Genomic DNA, 16,117 nt, shown 5'->3' with positions numbered 1-16,117 from the left:
TGCCTGGACCCGCACCGGAACGTGCGCCGCACGCGGGGTGCGGGTCGGGGCGCGGAACGCGGAGGCGCCGCTGGAGGGCGCCGTCCCGTGTGCCCACCCGTCCCGCCCCAGCGGGACGATTGCCCACACGGAGGTGCGGGAGGGGCACCGCCCACCCGGGCGCGGGCCCCGCACGGGCGGGGCGTCGGCCCGTCGGGCGCCGCCCCGCCGGGTGCGGGCCCCGTACGGGCGGGGGTGCCGTCCCGCCGGACGCGCCCGTGCGGGGCGGGTCCGTGTGGGGGCTGTGCGGTGGGTTCACGGTGTCGCCAGGCGTTCGATCGCGGACATCGGGACCGGCAGCCAGTCCGGCCGGTGCCGTGCCTCGTACACGACCTCGTACACCGCCTTGTCCGTCTCGTAGGCGCGGAGGAGCGCCGGGTCCGCCCGGGGGTCCGTGCCCGCCTCCTCCGCGTAGCCCGTGCAGTACGCCGCCCGGCAGCGAGAAGCCCACTCCGCGTTCCAGGGCCGGTGCGTGCGGGCCGCGTAGTCGAAGGAACGGAGCATTCCGGCGACATCGCGGACGGTGGGCTGGGGGCTGCGCCGCTCGTCCAGCGGCTTCGCCGGTTCGCCCTCGAAGTCGATGACGGCCCAGGCCCCGTCGGAGCCGCGCAGCGTCTGGCCGAGGTGCAGGTCCCCGTGGATGCGCTGCACCACGCCCCCGCCGTTCGCCGCCGCGAACACGGCCCGCAGGCCCGGCACGTACGGCAGGAGGGCGGGGACCGCCTGGGCCGCCGCGTGCAGCCGCCGGTCCATCGCCGCGGCCAGCTGCTCGGTCTCCGAGGGGACGAGCTGCCGGGTGGGGAGTGCCTTGGCGAGGGCGAGGTGGACCTCGGCGGTCGCGCGGCCCAGGGCCCGCGCCTCGGTCGTGAAGTCCCGTCCGTCGGCGAGCGCGTCGAGGGCGAGCCGCCAGCCGTCCCGGGAGTCCCGCAGGTAGGGCTGGAGGACGCCGAGGGTGGAGGCTCCCGACTCGAACCAGGCGACGGGTGCCGGGACCCGGGCGCAGCCGGCCCCGGCGAGGGCGAGCGGCAGTTCCAGGTCCGGATTGGCTCCGGGGCTGACGCGCCGGAAGATCTTCAGGATGAACGAATCTCCGTAGACGAGAGAGGAGTTGGACTGTTCGGCGTCCAGCACGCGGGGGGCCGGGGCGGGGGGCAGGGCCGTCGTGGCGTGGAAGCGGAGGGGGCCCGTGCGGCCCGGGGTGCGGAGGCGTTCGTAGAGGAGGCCGGCGAGCCGCGGGTCGCGCAGCCCTTCGTACACGGCCCGTCCGGCGAGCGGTCCCTGCCGGATCCGCCCGATCAGGGCGGGGGCGAGACGGGGCGGCAGCTGGGACCGTACGCCCAGGAGCACTTGGTAACAGTCGGCGGGCGCTCCGGCCGGGCGCCCCGGCTGTTCGACCCGTACGAGGAGGTGGAGGAGTCCGGGCCCGGGACCGTCCAGGGGCAGCAGCTCGGTGGCCGCGTCCAGCGTGAATCCGGTGACCCGGCGGCCCTTGCCCGCGAACCAGCGCTGCCGTGGCAGCCATTCGTGGAGCAGGGGGGCGAGGGACGGAAGGAGGGCGTCCGGGGCCCGGGTGGTGGATGCGGTCTCCGGCATGGCATCGCGTCCTTTCCCCGGGGCGCGCAAGTGGCTTTCGTATGCGTTCAAATGCGCAGAGTGTCCCGGATGGCGGCTGTGACTGTCCGGATGTGCGGGACGTGTCGGAAAGGGAAGATCCGTACGGGTCCGGCGAGTAAACCCGTATGGACCTGAATCGTGTGTCGTTCACAGTGCCCAGGGTGGGGCGGGGGAAACCGCCCCACCCGGGCCGGGCGGGAACTGGCTCCCGCTCAGGCCCTCTTGAGACGGAACCAGTAGAAGCCGTGCCCCGCAAGGGTCAGGAGGTACGGCAGCTGTCCGATGGCCGGGAACTTCACCCCGCCGATCAGCTCCACGGGGTGCGTGCCGGCGAAGCGGCGCAGGTCCAGCTCGGTGGGCTGGGCGAAGCGCGAGAAGTTGTTCACGCACAGCACCAGGTCGTCGCCGTCCTCCCGGAGGAAGGCGAGCACGGCCGGGTTGGACGCCGGGAGTTCCGTGTACGTTCCCGTCCCGAAGGCGCGGTTCTGCTTACGGATCTCGATCATCCGCTTCGTCCAGTGGAGGAGCGAGGACGGCGAGGCCATGCCCGCCTCGACGTTGGTCACCTGGTAGCCGTGGACCGGGTCCATGATGGCCGGAAGGTAGAGCCGTCCCGGGTCGCAGGAGGAGAATCCCGCGTTCCGGTCGGGGGTCCACTGCATCGGGGTCCGCACCCCGTCCCGGTCGCCGAGCCAGATGTTGTCGCCCATGCCGATCTCGTCGCCGTAGTAGAGCACCGGCGAGCCGGGCAGCGAGAAGAGCAGTGCGGTGAACAGCTCCATCTGGTTGCGGTCGTTGTCGAGGAGCGGGGCGAGCCGCCGCCGGATGCCGATGTTGGCCCGCATGCGCGGGTCCTTGGCGTACTCGGCGTACATGTAGTCGCGCTCTTCGTCCGTGACCATCTCGAGGGTGAGCTCGTCGTGGTTGCGCAGGAAGATGCCCCACTGGCAGCCGGAGGGGATCTCCGGGGTCTTCGCCAGGATCTCGGAGACCGGGTGGCGGGACTCGCGGCGCACGGCCATGAAGATCCTCGGCATGACCGGGAAGTGGAAGGCCATGTGGCACTCGTCGCCGCCGGAGCGGAAGTCGCCGAAGTAGTCGACGACGTCCTCCGGCCACTGGTTGGCCTCGGCGAGCAGCACCGTGTCCGGGTAGTGGTCGTCGATCTCCTTGCGGACCCGCTTGAGGAAGGCGTGGGTGGCCGGGAGGTTCTCGCAGTTGGTGCCCTCCTGCTGGTACAGGTACGGCACCGCGTCGAGCCGGAAGCCGTCGATCCCCAGGTCCAGCCAGAACTTCAGCGCGGAGAGGATCTCCTCCTGCACCGCCGGGTTCTCGTAGTTGAGGTCCGGCTGGTGCGAGAAGAACCGGTGCCAGAAGTACTGCTTGCGGACCGGGTCGAAGGTCCAGTTGGAGGACTCGGTGTCGACGAAGATGATCCGGGCGTCGGCGTACTGCTTGTCGTCGTCCGCCCAGACGTAGTAGTCGCCGTACGGGCCGTCCGGGTCGCGCCGCGACTCCTGGAACCACGGGTGCTGGTCGCTGGTGTGGTTCATGACGAAGTCGATGACCACGCGCATGCCGCGCTGGTGGGCCGCGTCGACGAACTCCACGAAGTCGGCGAGGTCGCCGAACTCGGGGAGCACCGAGGTGTAGTCGGCGACGTCGTAGCCCCCGTCCCGCAGCGGGGACTTGAAGAACGGTGGAAGCCAGAGGCAGTCCACGCCCAGCCACTGGAGGTAGTCCAGCCGGGACGTGATGCCCTTCAGGTCGCCGACGCCGTCGCCGTTGCTGTCCTGGAAGGAGCGGACGAGGACCTCGTAGAACACCGCCCGCTTGAACCAGTCGGGATCGCGGTCCTTGGCGGGGGTGTCCTCGAAGGTGTCGGGGACGGGCTCGTTGACAGTCGTCATGAGGTGGGTGACCCTCCGGTCTGCGGGGACGGTCGCAGGACGAGGACGTGCGCGGGTGCGACACCCGGTTCCAGGCGCACGTAGCTGGTCCTGCCCCAGTGATAGGTCTCGCCGGTGAGCTCGTCGCGCACCGGCACGGTCTCGTGCCAGTCGAGGCCGAGTTCCGGCATGTTCAACGAGACGGAGGCCTCCTGGGTGTGGTGCGGGTCGAGGTTGACGACCACCAGGACGATGTTCGAACCCGAGCGCTTCGAGTACGCGATCACCTGCGGGTTGTCGACGTCGTGGAAGGTCAGGTTCCGCAGCCTGCGGAGTGCCGGGTGGCGGCGCCTGATCCGGTTCAGGGCGGTGATGAGCGGGGTGATCGTCGCCCCGGACCGCTCCGCCGACTCCCAGTCCCTCGGCCGCAGTTGGTACTTCTCCGAGTCGAGGTACTCCTCGCTGCCCTCCCGCAGCGGGGTGTTCTCGCACAGCTCGTACCCGGCGTACATGCCCCAGGAGGGCGACAGCGTCGCCGCGAGCACCGCCCGCACCTCGAACGCGGGCCGGCCGCCCTCCTGGAGGTAGGCGTGCAGGATGTCGGGGGTGTTCACGAAGAGGTTCGGCCGCATCTGCGCGGCCGTCTCCCCGGACAGCTCGGTGAGGTACTCCGTCAGCTCCTCCTTGGTGTTGCGCCAGGTGAAGTACGTGTACGACTGCTGGAAGCCGATCGCGCCGAGCGTCCGCATCATCGCCGGGCGGGTGAACGCCTCCGCCAGGAAGATCACGTCCGGGTCCGCCCGGTTGATCTCGCCGATCACCCGCTCCCAGAACACCACCGGCTTGGTGTGCGGGTTGTCCACGCGGAAGATCCGGATGCCGTGGTCCATCCAGAACCGCAGCACCCGCACCGTCTCCGCGACGATCCCGTCCATGTCCTTGTCGAACGCGATCGGATAGATGTCCTGGTACTTCTTCGGCGGGTTCTCCGCGTACGCGATCGAACCGTCCGGCCGGTGGTGGAACCACTCCGGGTGCTTCTCCACCCACGGGTGGTCCGGGGAGCACTGGAGCGCGAAGTCCAGGGCGATCTCCAGGCGCAGCTCCCGGGCCCGCGCCACGAAGGCGTCGAAGTCCTCGAAGGTCCCCAGGTCCGGGTGGAGCGCGTCGTGCCCGCCCTCCGGGGAACCGATCGCCCACGGCACGCCGACGTCGTTCGGTCCCGCCGACAGGGAGTTGTTCGGTCCCTTGCGGTGGGTCTCGCCGATCGGGTGCACCGGCGGCAGGTACACCACGTCGAAGCCCATCGCCGCGACCGCCGGGAGCCGTTCGGCCGCCGTGCGGAAGTTCCCGGGCACCGTACGCCCCTTGACCTTCCGCACGCCCTCCGAGCGCGGGAAGAACTCGTACCAGGAGCCGAACAGGGCCCGCTCCCGCTCCACCTGCAGCGGCAAGGCGGGGGAGGAGGAGAGCAGTTCGCGCAGCGGGTGACGGTCCAGGGCGTCGACCACCTGCGGGGCCAGCGCCGCCGCGAGCCGCACGGCCGCCGGCCGGGACACGTCGCGCAGCACGTCCGCCGCCGCGAGCACGGCCTCCCGGCCGCCGCCCTTCTTCGGGACGCCCTTCGCGGCCCGCTCGTGCAGCTCGGCCCCCTCGGCGAGGACCAGTTCGGAGTCGATCCCGGCCGGGATCTTGATCCTCGCCGTGTGGCGCCAGGTGGCCACCGGATCGCTCCAGGCCTCCACGGTGTACGTCCACAGGCCCTCGACGTCCGGGGTGACCTCGGCACCCCACCGGTCGGTGCCCGGGGCCAGTTCGCGCATCGGGGTCCAGGGGCCGGGCCGGCCCGACGGGCCGCGCAGCACGACGTTGGCGGCGACCGCGTCGTGGCCCTCGCGGAAGACGGTCGCCGTCACCTCGAAGGTCTCTCCGGCCACCGCCTTCGCGGGGCGCCGGCCGCAGTCGACCAGAGGGCGGACGTCCAGTACGGGAATGCGTCCCATGAGCGGATTCACAGCATCACCTGACGGGTTACGGGGGTGCGGGTGGTGGTGCGCTCTTTCTAGCTCCGTCGACGGCCGGCGGGTTGCGGGCATGACGGCTCCTGTCCGCGTTCACTCGGATGGCGGGTCCACAGGGATGAACCGAGGGGAACGGATCGCTCGGGAGAGACGGGTTCGGTCGGTGGTACCGGTGGAGCCTTCCCACGGTTGTCGGGTGGGCAATCCGGCGCTTTGTTAACTACTAGGGCGTAGGGGCGGGGGCAAGGACGGGGCCCGGACGAGAACCGGACAGGAAAAAGCCCCGCCCGAGGGGGGCGGGGCCGGGTTCCAGCGCGGGGCTCAGCGGCGCAGACCGGCGTCCGGCTCCTCCGCGTCCGAGGACCACACCTGCCAGGGCCGGCGGGCCACCCACTCCTCCACCGGGGCCGGCTCCACGCCGAGGACCTCCGAGGACACCCCGTCGTCGTCCGCCATCAGCAGCGGATCCGCGCCGCTCGCCATGTAGTGGTAGATCCCCGCGACCCCCGCCGCCGTCGCCGGGCCGAGCAGCCGTGCCAGGCCCCGCTCGAACACGGCCGGATCCAGCTCCTCGTACCGCACCGTCCGGCCCAGCCCCCGCCCGAAGGCCGCCGCCAGCTCCCCGCCCGTCAGGGCGCGGTCCCCGCCGATGTCGAAGGTCCGGCCCTCCAGGTCCTCCCGGGTGAGCGCCGCGAGCGCCGCCTCCGCGAGGCCCCGGTGCGACAGCCACGCCGTCCGCGCGGACTCCGGCAGCGGATGGGCGAGGACGCCCTCGTCGACCAGGGCGGGCCCGTTCCACGGGGAGAACAGGTTGTCCAGGTACACCGGCGGCCGGAGCACCACCAGCGGCACGCCGCTGTCCCGCAGCACCCGCTCCGCGAGCCGCCGCGTCTCGAAGGCGGCGACGTCCGTCGGACCCAGCGGCAGCCTGGTGTTGGAGTTGAACACGAGGCGTGACGTGCCCGCCGCGAGCGCGGCCTCCGCGACGTTCCGCGCGTACGCCTCCACCCGCTCCTCGTCGTACACCAGCGGCATCGTGACGAACGCGTGCGTGGTCCCCGCGAAGAGCCGCCGCACATCGCCCGGCACCCCCAGGTCGCCGGTGAGGAAGAAGGCCCCGGGGAGCGGCGGCCGGTCCGCCTCCGGACGCCGGGTCAGGCTCCGCACCCGGTGGTGGCGCTCGGCGAGGTGGCGGGCCACCGCGCCGCCCTGGAAGCCGGTCGCGCCCACGACCGCCACCCGCATCGGAATCTCACTGGACATGTGTGTCTGAGGCCCTTCGATAGGCTGTCACCGTTGCCGTGCCGGCGTCCCTCCAGGCTCGCCGCGGCCGCTTCGTCCGTTCAATTAACAAACCGGGGCGGAAGTTGAAGGATCGTCCATGGAAACCGTGGGAACCGACCGTCACGACCAGCGCGACCCCCTCGACCCTCCCCGCGAGGGCGAGCACGAGGACCTGCTGAGCGAACTCCTCAGACCCCTCCGGCTCACCGGCGTCTTCGACAGCCGCTGGCACGTCCGCGCCCCCTGGGCCATCGAGGGGGACGCCGAACACGGCTGCGCCGTCCTCCACTACGTCGTCGAGGGCGCCTGCTGGATCACCGCCGACGACGAGACCCCCGTCGAACTCCGCGCCGGCGACCTCGCCGTCTTCCCCACCGGAGCCCCGCACCGCCTCTCCGACCGGCCCGATCGCCAGGGCGTCCCGCTCAAGGCCGTCCTGCCCGAACGACGGCCCGGCACCTCCGGCGAGATCGTCATCGGCGGCGACGGGCCCGAGGGCCGCCTCCTGTGCGCCGGGCTCCACTACGACGCCGGCGTCGCCACCGGCCTCCACACCTCCCTGCCCTGGGCCCTCGTCCTCGACCGCCACCAGGTCGACCGCGAGCCGCTGCTCCGCGACACCCTCCGGCTGCTCGCCGCTCCCGACCGGCCCGTCGGCCCCGGCGACCGGGTCATCACGCTGCGCGCCTTCGAGATGGCGCTCGTCCTCGCGCTCCGCCCGCTGCTCCGCGAGCTCGCCGACAACCCGGCCTCGCTGCCGCTGCTCCGCCACCCCGGGATCAGCAGGGCGGTCGTCATGATGGCGACCCGGTTCGCCGAGCCGTGGACCATCGACTCCCTCGCCCGCGAGGTCGGCATGTCCCGCTCGGCGTTCACCGCCGCCTTCCGCGAGCTCGTCGGGGAGTCACCCGCCCGGTACCTCTCCGCCCGCCGCATGCAGGAGGCCGGCCGGCTGCTCACCGAGACCTCCCTCCCGCAGTCCGCCGTGCCCGAGCGGGTCGGCTACCGCAGCGCCGTCGGCTTCCACCTCGCCTTCCGCAAATGGTTCGGGATGACCCCCGGCGAGTACCGGTCGGGAGAGGCCAGGGCCGCCTGATCCGCCCCCGGCCGGGACCGGCCGGCGCCTCCGGGCCGCCCGACCTGACATCTTCGGGATCTCCTGGACGGTTCTTAAGGACCCCTGGACGGACGTTCATTGTCCGGCCGGGGCCGCCCGGAGAGGCTCGGGACCGGCACAGCCGCGACCCCCGAGGAGAGGCGAGACACCGGTGACGAGGTCCGGGCAGGAGTATCCGGAGGGACTGCGCGACGGGCGCGAGGTCCGGCTCGACGGGCAGCGCGTCGAGGACGTCACCGCCCCTCCCGCCTTCCGTGCCACCGCGGCCTCCTTCGCCGGACTCCTCGACCTCGCCGACCACCCCGTGCACCGCCCCGTCCTCGTCCGGGGCGGGGTGCGCCGGGCCGGGGCCGTCCCCCGCTCGTACGAGGACCTCGTCGCCCGCCGCCGGGCCTTCCGCACGACCGCCGAGACCGCCGGCTGCCGTGCCGCCCTGCTCACCGGCGCCGCCTTCGCCGCCCTGGCCGCCCTGCTCTCCGTGCGTCCGCACCTCCCGGCGCGGGCCGCGGCACCGAAGGACCGGGTGCCCGACCCGTACTGACCCCACCGCCCCCCACGACGCGATGCCCACCCCATGACCGCCCGGCCGGTGAGCCCCCCTTCCCCCGGCGCACCGAGCCCCGAAGAATAGAGGCCCCCTTTGCTCGGCGACCCGCGTCACACGACCGAGGACATACGCGCCGCCGACCCGCTGGGCGCCGACGCCCTGCTCGCCGCGGTGCCCGCGATGAACGCGCGGGCCGACGTCGCCGCCCTGACCGTCGCCCTGCGCGCCCTGGTCCCCGACATCGACCGGGCCGCGCAGTGGAGCGTCGGCGGCGCGCTCGCCGCCATGCGGGACCTCGGCATCCTGCTCGGCTCCCTGAAACGGCACGGCGTGCAGCCGCTGCACGCGGTCCCCGAGGCCCTGCCCGTCCTGGAACTCCTCGGCCGCCGCACCGACATGGTGCCCCGCGACACCGTCCACCACTACACCACCTGGAACCCCGAGGGCCCCCGCCGTCGCACCTACACCGGCCACCCCACCGAGGCCCGTCTCCAGGACGCCGTACGGATGGTGTTCCCCGGACTCGTCGCGGCCCTCGACGACTGCGCCCGGGTCGCCCGCCTCGAACCGTACGACCCCGGCTTCGCCACCGCCCTCCACCGGATCGCCGGGCACGTGGGGACGATGGTGGACTCCATCGACCTCACGGTCGCGCAGGTCCCGCCCGAGCACTTCGCGCTCACCCTCCGCCCCTACTTCGAGGAGGTCGAGATCGCGGGCCGCGACTACCTGGGCCCGGCCGCCGCCCAGGTCCCGCTCTGGCTGGTCGACCTGACGCTGTGGCAGTGCGACCGCTCCGACACCGCCTACGACGCCTTCCTCACCGAGTCCCTGCCGTACGCCCTGCCGTCCTGGCGCGCCTTCCACGCCCGGCACCGCGGCGGGGTCTCCGCCGTCGGCAAGCTGTCGGCGGCCGTCAGCTGGGAGGGCGCCGACCGGCTGCCGCCCGCGCTCACCGCCTCGGCCGAGGCGCTCGGCCGCGTCCTGCGGATCCTGAAGACCTTCCGGGCCCGCCACCTCGGCATCGCCCGCAAGGCGTACAGCGACGGCGTACGCCTGTACGAGGAGGGCAGCGGCGGTGCCCCCGTCGCGCTGCTGCGCTCGATCCTGGACCTGACCAGGGAGAACGAGACCATGGTGCGCCGCGCGACCGAGCGGCGCCGCCCCGCCGTGACCCCCGTCGGCCCCGCGGCCGCGTAACCGCGCGAAGGAGCAGCCTCCATGTCCCCCCACGCCTCCACGTCCCCCCACGCCGCCGCGGCCCCCCGCGCCGGCGCCCACCCCGGCCACAGCCCCCACATCCTCATCGCCGGGGGCGGCATCGCCGGTCTCACCGCCGCCCTCGCCCTGCACGCCGCCGGATTCGAGCGGATCACCGTCGTCGAGGCCGCCGCGGCCGTCCGCCCCGTCGGCGCCGGGCTCAACCTGATGCCGAACGCCGTCCGCGAACTCGACGCGCTCGGCCTCCTCGACGCCCTGGAGGCCGGCGCCCTGCGCACCCGCGAGCTGCGTTACTACCACCGCTCGGGCGGCCTGATATCCCGGGAACCGCGCGGCCTCGGCGCCGGCTACCGCTGGCCCCAGCTGTCCGTCCACCGCGGCCACCTCCAGCAGGTCCTGGCCGGCGCCGTCCGCGCCCGGCTCGGCAGCACGGCCCTGGTCACCGGCGTCAAGGTGACCGGCGTCGAACCGCTCCCGAGCGGGCGGCCCCGGCTGCGCCTGGAGCACCGCGAAGGACCCGTCCGGGGCCGGGCCTCCCTCGAACCGGACGTCCTCGTCGGCGCCGACGGCATCCGCTCCGCCGTCCGCGCCGCCCTCAACCCGGCCGAGGGCGGCCCCCCGTGGAACGGGATGCTCGTGTGGCGGGGCGTGTCCCGGATGCCCGCCCGGGCCGTGGGCTCCTTCATGCTCATCGCGGGCGACGACCGGCAGAAGGCCGTCGTCTACCCCGTGGGCCGGCCCACCGGACCCGGCCGCGAGGTCCTCGTGAACTGGGCGCTCGCCCGCCCCGCCGACACCCCGGCCGCCGGCGGCGAGGAGCGGCAGCGGGGCGACTGGAACCGCGCCGTCCCCGTCGAGACCTTCCTCCCGCACTACGAGGGCTGGGAGTTCGACGGCGTCAGCGTCCCCGCCGTCCTGCGCGCCGCCGACACCGCGCACGAGTACCCGATGGTCGACCGCGACCCCCTCGACCGGTGGACCCACGGCCGCACCACCCTCATCGGCGACGCCGCCCACGCCATGTACCCCATCGGTTCCAACGGCGCGACCCAGTCGATCGTGGACGCCCGCGCCCTCGCCCACGCCCTCGCCCGGCACCCCGACGACCCCGCCGAGGGCCTCGCCGCGTACGAGCGCGAGCGCCGCCCCGCCATGACCGCCCTCCAGCACGCCAACCGGCGGCTCGGCCCCGAGGTCGTCATCGACCTCGCCCACGCCCGCGCCCCGCACGGCTTCACCGACATCCACCAGGTCATCCCCGCCGAGGAACTCGCCGCCATCGCCGGCCGGTACGCCGCCACCGGCGCCTTCGACCCGGCCGCCGTCAACCAGGGCTCCCCGTACGACGTGGCGGTGCCCACCGCCTGACGCCCCGTGGCCCGAGGGCACGTCGTGCCCTACCGTCGGAGCGGCACGCCGGACGCACAGCGTGGTGCGCCCGCTCCGCTCCGTACTCGCCTGCGAAGGTGGACAACGTGAAGGCAATCCGTCGATTCACCGTGCGTCCCGTCCTCCCCGACACCCTTCGACCCCTCGCCGACCTCGCGCACAACCTGCGCTGGTCCTGGCACGAGCCCACCCGGGCGCTCTTCGACGCCCTCGCGCCCGAGGGCCTGACCGGCGCCGACCCCGTCCGGGTCCTCGGCGCCCTCGAAACGCCCCGCCTCGCCGCGCTCGCCGCCGACCAGGACTTCCTGGCCCGGCTGCGCGCCGCCGCCGAGGACCTCGACCACTATCTGCACGCCCCCCGCTGGTACCAGGGCCTGTCCGGGGACGCCCCGGCCGCCGTCGCCTACTTCTCGCCCGAGTTCGGCGTCGCCGCTGCCCTGCCCCAGTACTCCGGCGGCCTCGGCATCCTCGCCGGCGACCACCTCAAGTCCGCGAGCGACCTCGGCGTCCCGCTGATCGGCGTCGGCCTGCTCTACCGGCACGGCTACTTCCGGCAGTCCCTCGGCCGGGACGGCTGGCAGCAGGAGCAGTACCCCGTCCTCGACCCCGGCGAACTGCCGGTCGCCCTGCTCCGGGAGGCCGACGGCGGCCCCGCCCGGATCACCCTCGCGCTGCCCGGCGGCCGCAGCCTCCACGCCCACCTGTGGATCGCCCGGGTCGGCCGCGTCCCGCTCCTCATGCTCGACTCCGACGTCGAGGAGAACGCCCCCGGCGAACGGTCCGTCACCGACCGGCTGTACGGCGGCGGCAGCGAGCACCGGCTCCTCCAGGAGATGCTCCTCGGCATCGGCGGCGTCCGCGCCGTCCGCACCTACACCCGGCTCACCGGCCACCCCGCCCCCGAGGTCTTCCACACCAACGAGGGCCACGCCGGCTTCCTCGGCCTCGAACGCGTCCGCGAACTCCAGGGCGAGGGACTCGACTTCGACAGCGCACTGGAGACCGTCCGGGCCGGGACCGTCTTCACCACCCACACCCCCGTCCCGGCCGGCATCGACCGCTTCGACCGGGCCGTCGTCGCCCGCCACCTCGGCGACGACGGCGCCCTCCCCGGCGTCGACCTCGGCCGGATCCTCGCCCTCGGCGACGAGACCCCGCTCGGCGGCGAACCCGGCGTCTTCAACATGGCCGCCATGGGCCTGCGCCTCGCCCAGCGCGCCAACGGCGTCTCCACCCTCCACGGCGCCGTCAGCCGCTCCATGTTCGCCGGACTCTGGCCGGGCCTCGACGCCGACGAGGTGCCGATCACCTCCATCACCAACGGCGTCCACGCCCCCACCTGGGTCGCCCCCGAAGTGGCCCGGCTCGACCCCGACGCGAGCGACCACGAGCTGTGGGAACTGCGCCGCACCCTCCGCGAGCGGCTCGTCGCCGACGTACGGGAACGGCTGCGGGCCTCCTGGCGGCAGCGCGGCGCGGCCGCCGCCGAACTCGGCTGGACCGAGTCCGTCCTCGACCCCGACGTCCTCACCATCGGCTTCGCCCGCCGCGTTCCCTCGTACAAGCGGCTCACCCTGATGCTGCGGGACAAGGACCGGCTGCGCTCCCTCCTCCTCCACCCCGAGCGGCCCGTGCAGCTCGTCGTCGCCGGCAAGGCCCATCCCGCCGACGACGGCGGGAAGCGGCTCGTGCGGGAACTCGTCCGCTTCGCCGACGACCCCCGCGTCCGGCACCGGATCGTCTTCCTGCCCGACTACGGCATGGAGATGGCCCGCGGCCTCTACCCCGGCTGCGATGTCTGGCTCAACAACCCCCTGCGTCCCCTGGAGGCCTGCGGGACGAGCGGGATGAAGGCCGCCCTCAACGGCTGCCTCAACCTCTCCGTCCTCGACGGCTGGTGGGACGAGTGGTTCCGGCCCGAGTTCGGCTGGGCCATCCCCACCGCCGACGGCGCGGCCGCCGCGGACGAGGACCGCCGCGACGACCTGGAGGCCGCCGCCCTCTACGAGCTGATCGAACGCAGGGTCGCCCCCCGCTTCTACGACCGGGGCCCCGACGGGGTGCCGGCCGCCTGGACCGCCATGGTCCGGCGCACCCTCGCCGACCTCGGCCCGAAGGTCCTCGCCGACCGGATGGTCCGCGAGTACGTCGAGGAGCTGTACGTGCCCGCCGCCGGTGCCCGCCGGGCCCTCACCCCGGCCCGGGCGCGGGACCTCGCCGCCTGGAAGGCCCGGGTCCGGGAGGCCTGGCCCCGGGTGGCCGTCGACCACGTCGAGGTCGGCGACGGGCTCGCGGACGACCTCGACGACGCGGAGCTGGGCGCCACGCCCGTCGTCCGGGTCCGGGTGGCGCTCGGCGCGCTCGGCCCCGACGACGTCGAGGTCCAGGCCGTCACCGGCCGCGTGGACGCCGACGACACCCTCACCGCCACCCGGACCGTCACCCTCAAGCCGGCGGGCGGACCCGACCTGGAGGGACGTCTGCCCTACGCGGGCACCCTGGAGCTCGACCGGACGGGCTCCTTCGGTTGCACGGTCCGCGTCCTGCCCGCCCATCCGCTGCTCGCCCGGCCGGCCGAGCTCGGCCTCGTGGCCCTGCCGTCGGAGACGACGGGGGAGGGGGCGGGGGTGCTCCTGAGGTAGCCGGACCCCCTACGGGACCCTCGCCTTGTCGGCGAGGTGCCCGTCGACGAAGCACAGCCGGTACACCGGGATCGCGGCCAGCATCGTGGACCGGTAGTACCGGCACTCGTCCATGCCGGACGGCTCCGCCGGGGCGCGCTGCGGCCGGCCGTCCAGCGGGCGGTCGGGCAGCCCGTCGGAGACCTCGGCGATCTCCGCGAGCGACTGCCCGACCCGCATCCGGGCGTAGTCCTCCGGCTCCAGGTACGACCGGGCCTGCGTCCACAGGGCGACGCCCACCATCAGCAGGCCGAGGCCGGCGAGGAGCGCGAGCGGGATCCAGATCGCCCGCGCGAGGCCCTTGCGGACCTCGCGACGGGCCCGGTCCAGTTCCCGCGCGGAGCGCGGCGCGGCCGGCAGCGGCGCCGGGGCGTTCCGGGGCAGGACGGCCTCCAGGACGAAACCGCCGTCCCCGGTGGCCCGGTGCGCCAGCGATCCGCCCACGAGCCGCACCCGCTCGTCGAGGCCGACGAGCCCGGTCCCGCCGGCCCCGCCGTCCCCTCCGGGGCCCGGGCGCGCGGTGCCGCCGGGGGCCTGGTTCCTCTGTGCCGCGCCGCCGGGGGAGTGGCCCGGACGGGCCGTGCCCCCGGAGGGCCGGGCCGTGCCGCCGGGGGCCCGGACCGGGCTGGCCGGGGCGTCCGGCGCACGGTCCGTCGGCGCGGTGTCGTCCGGCGGGGTGCCGGGTCCGCTCACCACCCGGACCCGCACGCTCGCCCCGTCCTCGGCGACCGCGACCGAGACCGCCGCGCCGGGCGCGTGCTTCGCCGCGTTCGTCAGGCCCTCCTGGACCACCCGGTGCAGGGCGAGGCCCGACATCCCCGGCAGCTTCGGCACCGGGGCCGCGGCGAGCGTGACGGCCAGCCCGGAGGCCCGGGCGCGGGCCGTCAGCTCCTCGACCGTCTCCCCGGGCGGGGTCGTCGGCGCCCCGGCGTCGTCCTCGCGCAGGACGCCGATGATGTCCCGCAGCCGGGCCGTCGCGTCCGCCGCCGCGCGCCGCAGCTCGCCGGCCGCGTGCTGCTGGGCGGGGCCGAGTGCCGGATCGACCTCCAGGGCACCCGCGCGGACCGCGATCAGGGCCAGGTCGTGGCCGAGGGAGTCGTGCATGTCGCCCGCGATCCGGGAACGCTCCCGCAGCCGCTCCCGGTCGGCGACGGCCGCCTGCTCCCGCTCCATCCGGTCGGCCAGTTCCCAGCCGCTGCGCACCAGCCGGTCGTACTGGCGCATGTAGCGGCCGATCAGCCAGGGCGCCACGACCGCGAGGGCCAGCGACAGCAGCAGGGTGAACCACTGGCCGAGGGAGGCGTGCGCGACGACCGTCAGGACGAGCCCCGCCGCCGCGATCGCGGCGAACAGCCACAGCGCCGCCCGGGTCTGCTCCTGCCGCCGCCCCGCCAGATAGCCGAAGGCGACGAGCGCCAGGCTGTACGAGGGGGTGAACAGCTCCGGGCTCGCGGGCAGGCTCGCCGCGACCACGACCGCGATCGGCACCAGCGGCCACCGTCGGCCGGCCGCGACGCAGCCGCCGAGGGCCGCCACGCCGATGGCGACCTGGGTCCAGCTCCCGCCGTCGTCCGGGTCCGACCGCAGCAGGACGGGCACGCAGAGGAGCAGCCACAGCCCCAGGTCGAAGGCGCGCTCACGCATCGGGGACCAGGCCCGCCTCGTGCGCCAGGACCGCGAGCTGCACCCGGTTGCGCAGGCCGAGCCTGCCGAGGACGGCGCTCACGTGTGCTTTCACCGTGCCCTCGACGACGTGCATGCGGGCGGCGATCTCCTGGTTGGAGAGCCCGGCGCCGAGGAGGGCGACGACCTCCCGCTCCCGGCCCGTGAGGGGCTCCAGCCGGGCCCGCGCCTCGGCCGCGCGGGTGAACCGCTCGCCGCCGAGGGTGTCGATGACCCGCCGGGCGACCGTGGGGGAGAGCGCGGCGCCGCCCCCGGCCACGGCCCGGACCCCGGCGATCAGCTCGCGCGGGTCCCCGGACTTGAGGAGGAAGCCGCTGACGCCGCTGCCGAGCGCCCGCGCGACGTAGGCGTCCTCGGAGAAGGTGGTGAGCATGACGACGGCCGCGCCCGGTACCGTCCTGCGCAGCTCCTCGGCCGCGCCGAGCCCGTCGAGCCGGGGCATCCGGATGTCGAGCAGGACGACGTGCGGCCGGTGCTCGCGGGCGAGCTCGACGGCCTCGTGCCCGTCACCGGCCTCGGCCACCACCTCGATCCCGGGGTCGGTGGCGAGGATGGCCCGCACCCCGGCCCGGATCATCGTCTCGTCGTCGGCGAGCAGCACCCTGATCATGCGCCCAGGGTATGCAGGGTGC

General features: G+C 74.4%; 11 protein-coding genes. 5 read left to right on the top strand and 6 right to left on the bottom strand.

Annotated elements, in window-relative coordinates; all coding sequences use genetic code 11:
- Nucleotides 1-294: 294 nt before the first annotated feature.
- The 4 genes from IE180_RS00465 to IE180_RS00450 form a co-directional block, all read right to left on the bottom strand.
- Nucleotides 295-1,632, bottom strand: coding sequence for a maltokinase N-terminal cap-like domain-containing protein (locus tag IE180_RS00465; RefSeq protein ID WP_190154717.1), 1,338 nt, complete (start codon nucleotides 1,630-1,632; stop codon nucleotides 295-297).
- A gap of 233 nt (nucleotides 1,633-1,865) precedes the next feature.
- Complete coding sequence (gene treS, locus IE180_RS00460) at nucleotides 1,866-3,563, bottom strand: maltose alpha-D-glucosyltransferase (protein ID WP_190154716.1); 1,698 nt, start codon at nucleotides 3,561-3,563, stop codon at nucleotides 1,866-1,868.
- Nucleotides 3,560-5,545, bottom strand: a complete 1,986-nt coding sequence (locus tag IE180_RS00455; protein ID WP_229860229.1) for an alpha-1,4-glucan--maltose-1-phosphate maltosyltransferase — start codon at nucleotides 5,543-5,545, stop codon at nucleotides 3,560-3,562. Before IE180_RS00455 ends, treS begins: the two co-directional genes overlap by 4 nt.
- 339 nt (nucleotides 5,546-5,884) lie before the next feature.
- Nucleotides 5,885-6,826: an SDR family oxidoreductase gene (locus IE180_RS00450; RefSeq protein WP_190154714.1), complete on the bottom strand. Its 942-nt coding sequence runs from the start codon at nucleotides 6,824-6,826 to the stop codon at nucleotides 5,885-5,887.
- A 118-nt stretch (nucleotides 6,827-6,944) separates the two neighbouring features.
- On the opposite strand from IE180_RS00450, the gene IE180_RS00445 reads away from it, so the two are divergent.
- The 5 genes from IE180_RS00445 (at nucleotide 6,945) to glgP (ending at nucleotide 13,763) form a co-directional block, all read left to right on the top strand.
- Nucleotides 6,945-7,943, top strand: a complete 999-nt coding sequence (locus tag IE180_RS00445; RefSeq protein WP_190154713.1) for an AraC family transcriptional regulator — start codon at nucleotides 6,945-6,947, stop codon at nucleotides 7,941-7,943.
- A 172-nt stretch (nucleotides 7,944-8,115) separates the two neighbouring features.
- A complete protein-coding gene (locus tag IE180_RS00440; RefSeq protein ID WP_268255417.1) occupies nucleotides 8,116-8,505 on the top strand; it encodes a 4-hydroxyphenylacetate 3-hydroxylase N-terminal domain-containing protein in 390 nt (129 codons plus the stop codon).
- Nucleotides 8,506-8,604: 99 nt separating this feature from the next.
- Nucleotides 8,605-9,711 (top strand): monodechloroaminopyrrolnitrin synthase PrnB family protein, encoded by a 1,107-nt coding sequence (locus tag IE180_RS00435; protein ID WP_190154712.1) that lies wholly within the window; start codon nucleotides 8,605-8,607, stop codon nucleotides 9,709-9,711.
- 21 nt (nucleotides 9,712-9,732) lie between these two features.
- On the top strand, nucleotides 9,733-11,100 hold the full coding sequence (locus IE180_RS00430) for an FAD-dependent monooxygenase (protein ID WP_190154711.1): 1,368 nt from the start codon (nucleotides 9,733-9,735) through the stop codon (nucleotides 11,098-11,100).
- 107 nt (nucleotides 11,101-11,207) lie between these two features.
- A complete protein-coding gene (glgP, locus tag IE180_RS00425; protein WP_190154710.1) occupies nucleotides 11,208-13,763 on the top strand; it encodes an alpha-glucan family phosphorylase in 2,556 nt (851 codons plus the stop codon).
- Nucleotides 13,764-13,772: 9 nt separating this feature from the next.
- Here glgP and IE180_RS00420 read toward each other — a convergent pair whose 3' ends face one another.
- The gene (locus tag IE180_RS00420) at nucleotides 13,773-15,446 is read right to left on the bottom strand and encodes a histidine kinase (protein ID WP_190154709.1); all 1,674 of its coding nucleotides are present in this window, start codon (nucleotides 15,444-15,446) and stop codon (nucleotides 13,773-13,775) included.
- Complete coding sequence (locus IE180_RS00415; RefSeq protein WP_190154708.1) at nucleotides 15,439-16,095, bottom strand: response regulator; 657 nt, start codon at nucleotides 16,093-16,095, stop codon at nucleotides 15,439-15,441. Before IE180_RS00415 ends, IE180_RS00420 begins: the two co-directional genes overlap by 8 nt.
- Between the last annotated feature and the right edge of the window lie 22 nt (nucleotides 16,096-16,117).

This window comes from Streptomyces litmocidini (genome assembly GCF_014649755.1).
Taxonomy (GTDB): Bacteria; Actinomycetota; Actinomycetes; order Streptomycetales; family Streptomycetaceae; genus Streptomyces; species Streptomyces litmocidini.
This window is presented reverse-complemented; position numbering and strand designations above follow the sequence as displayed.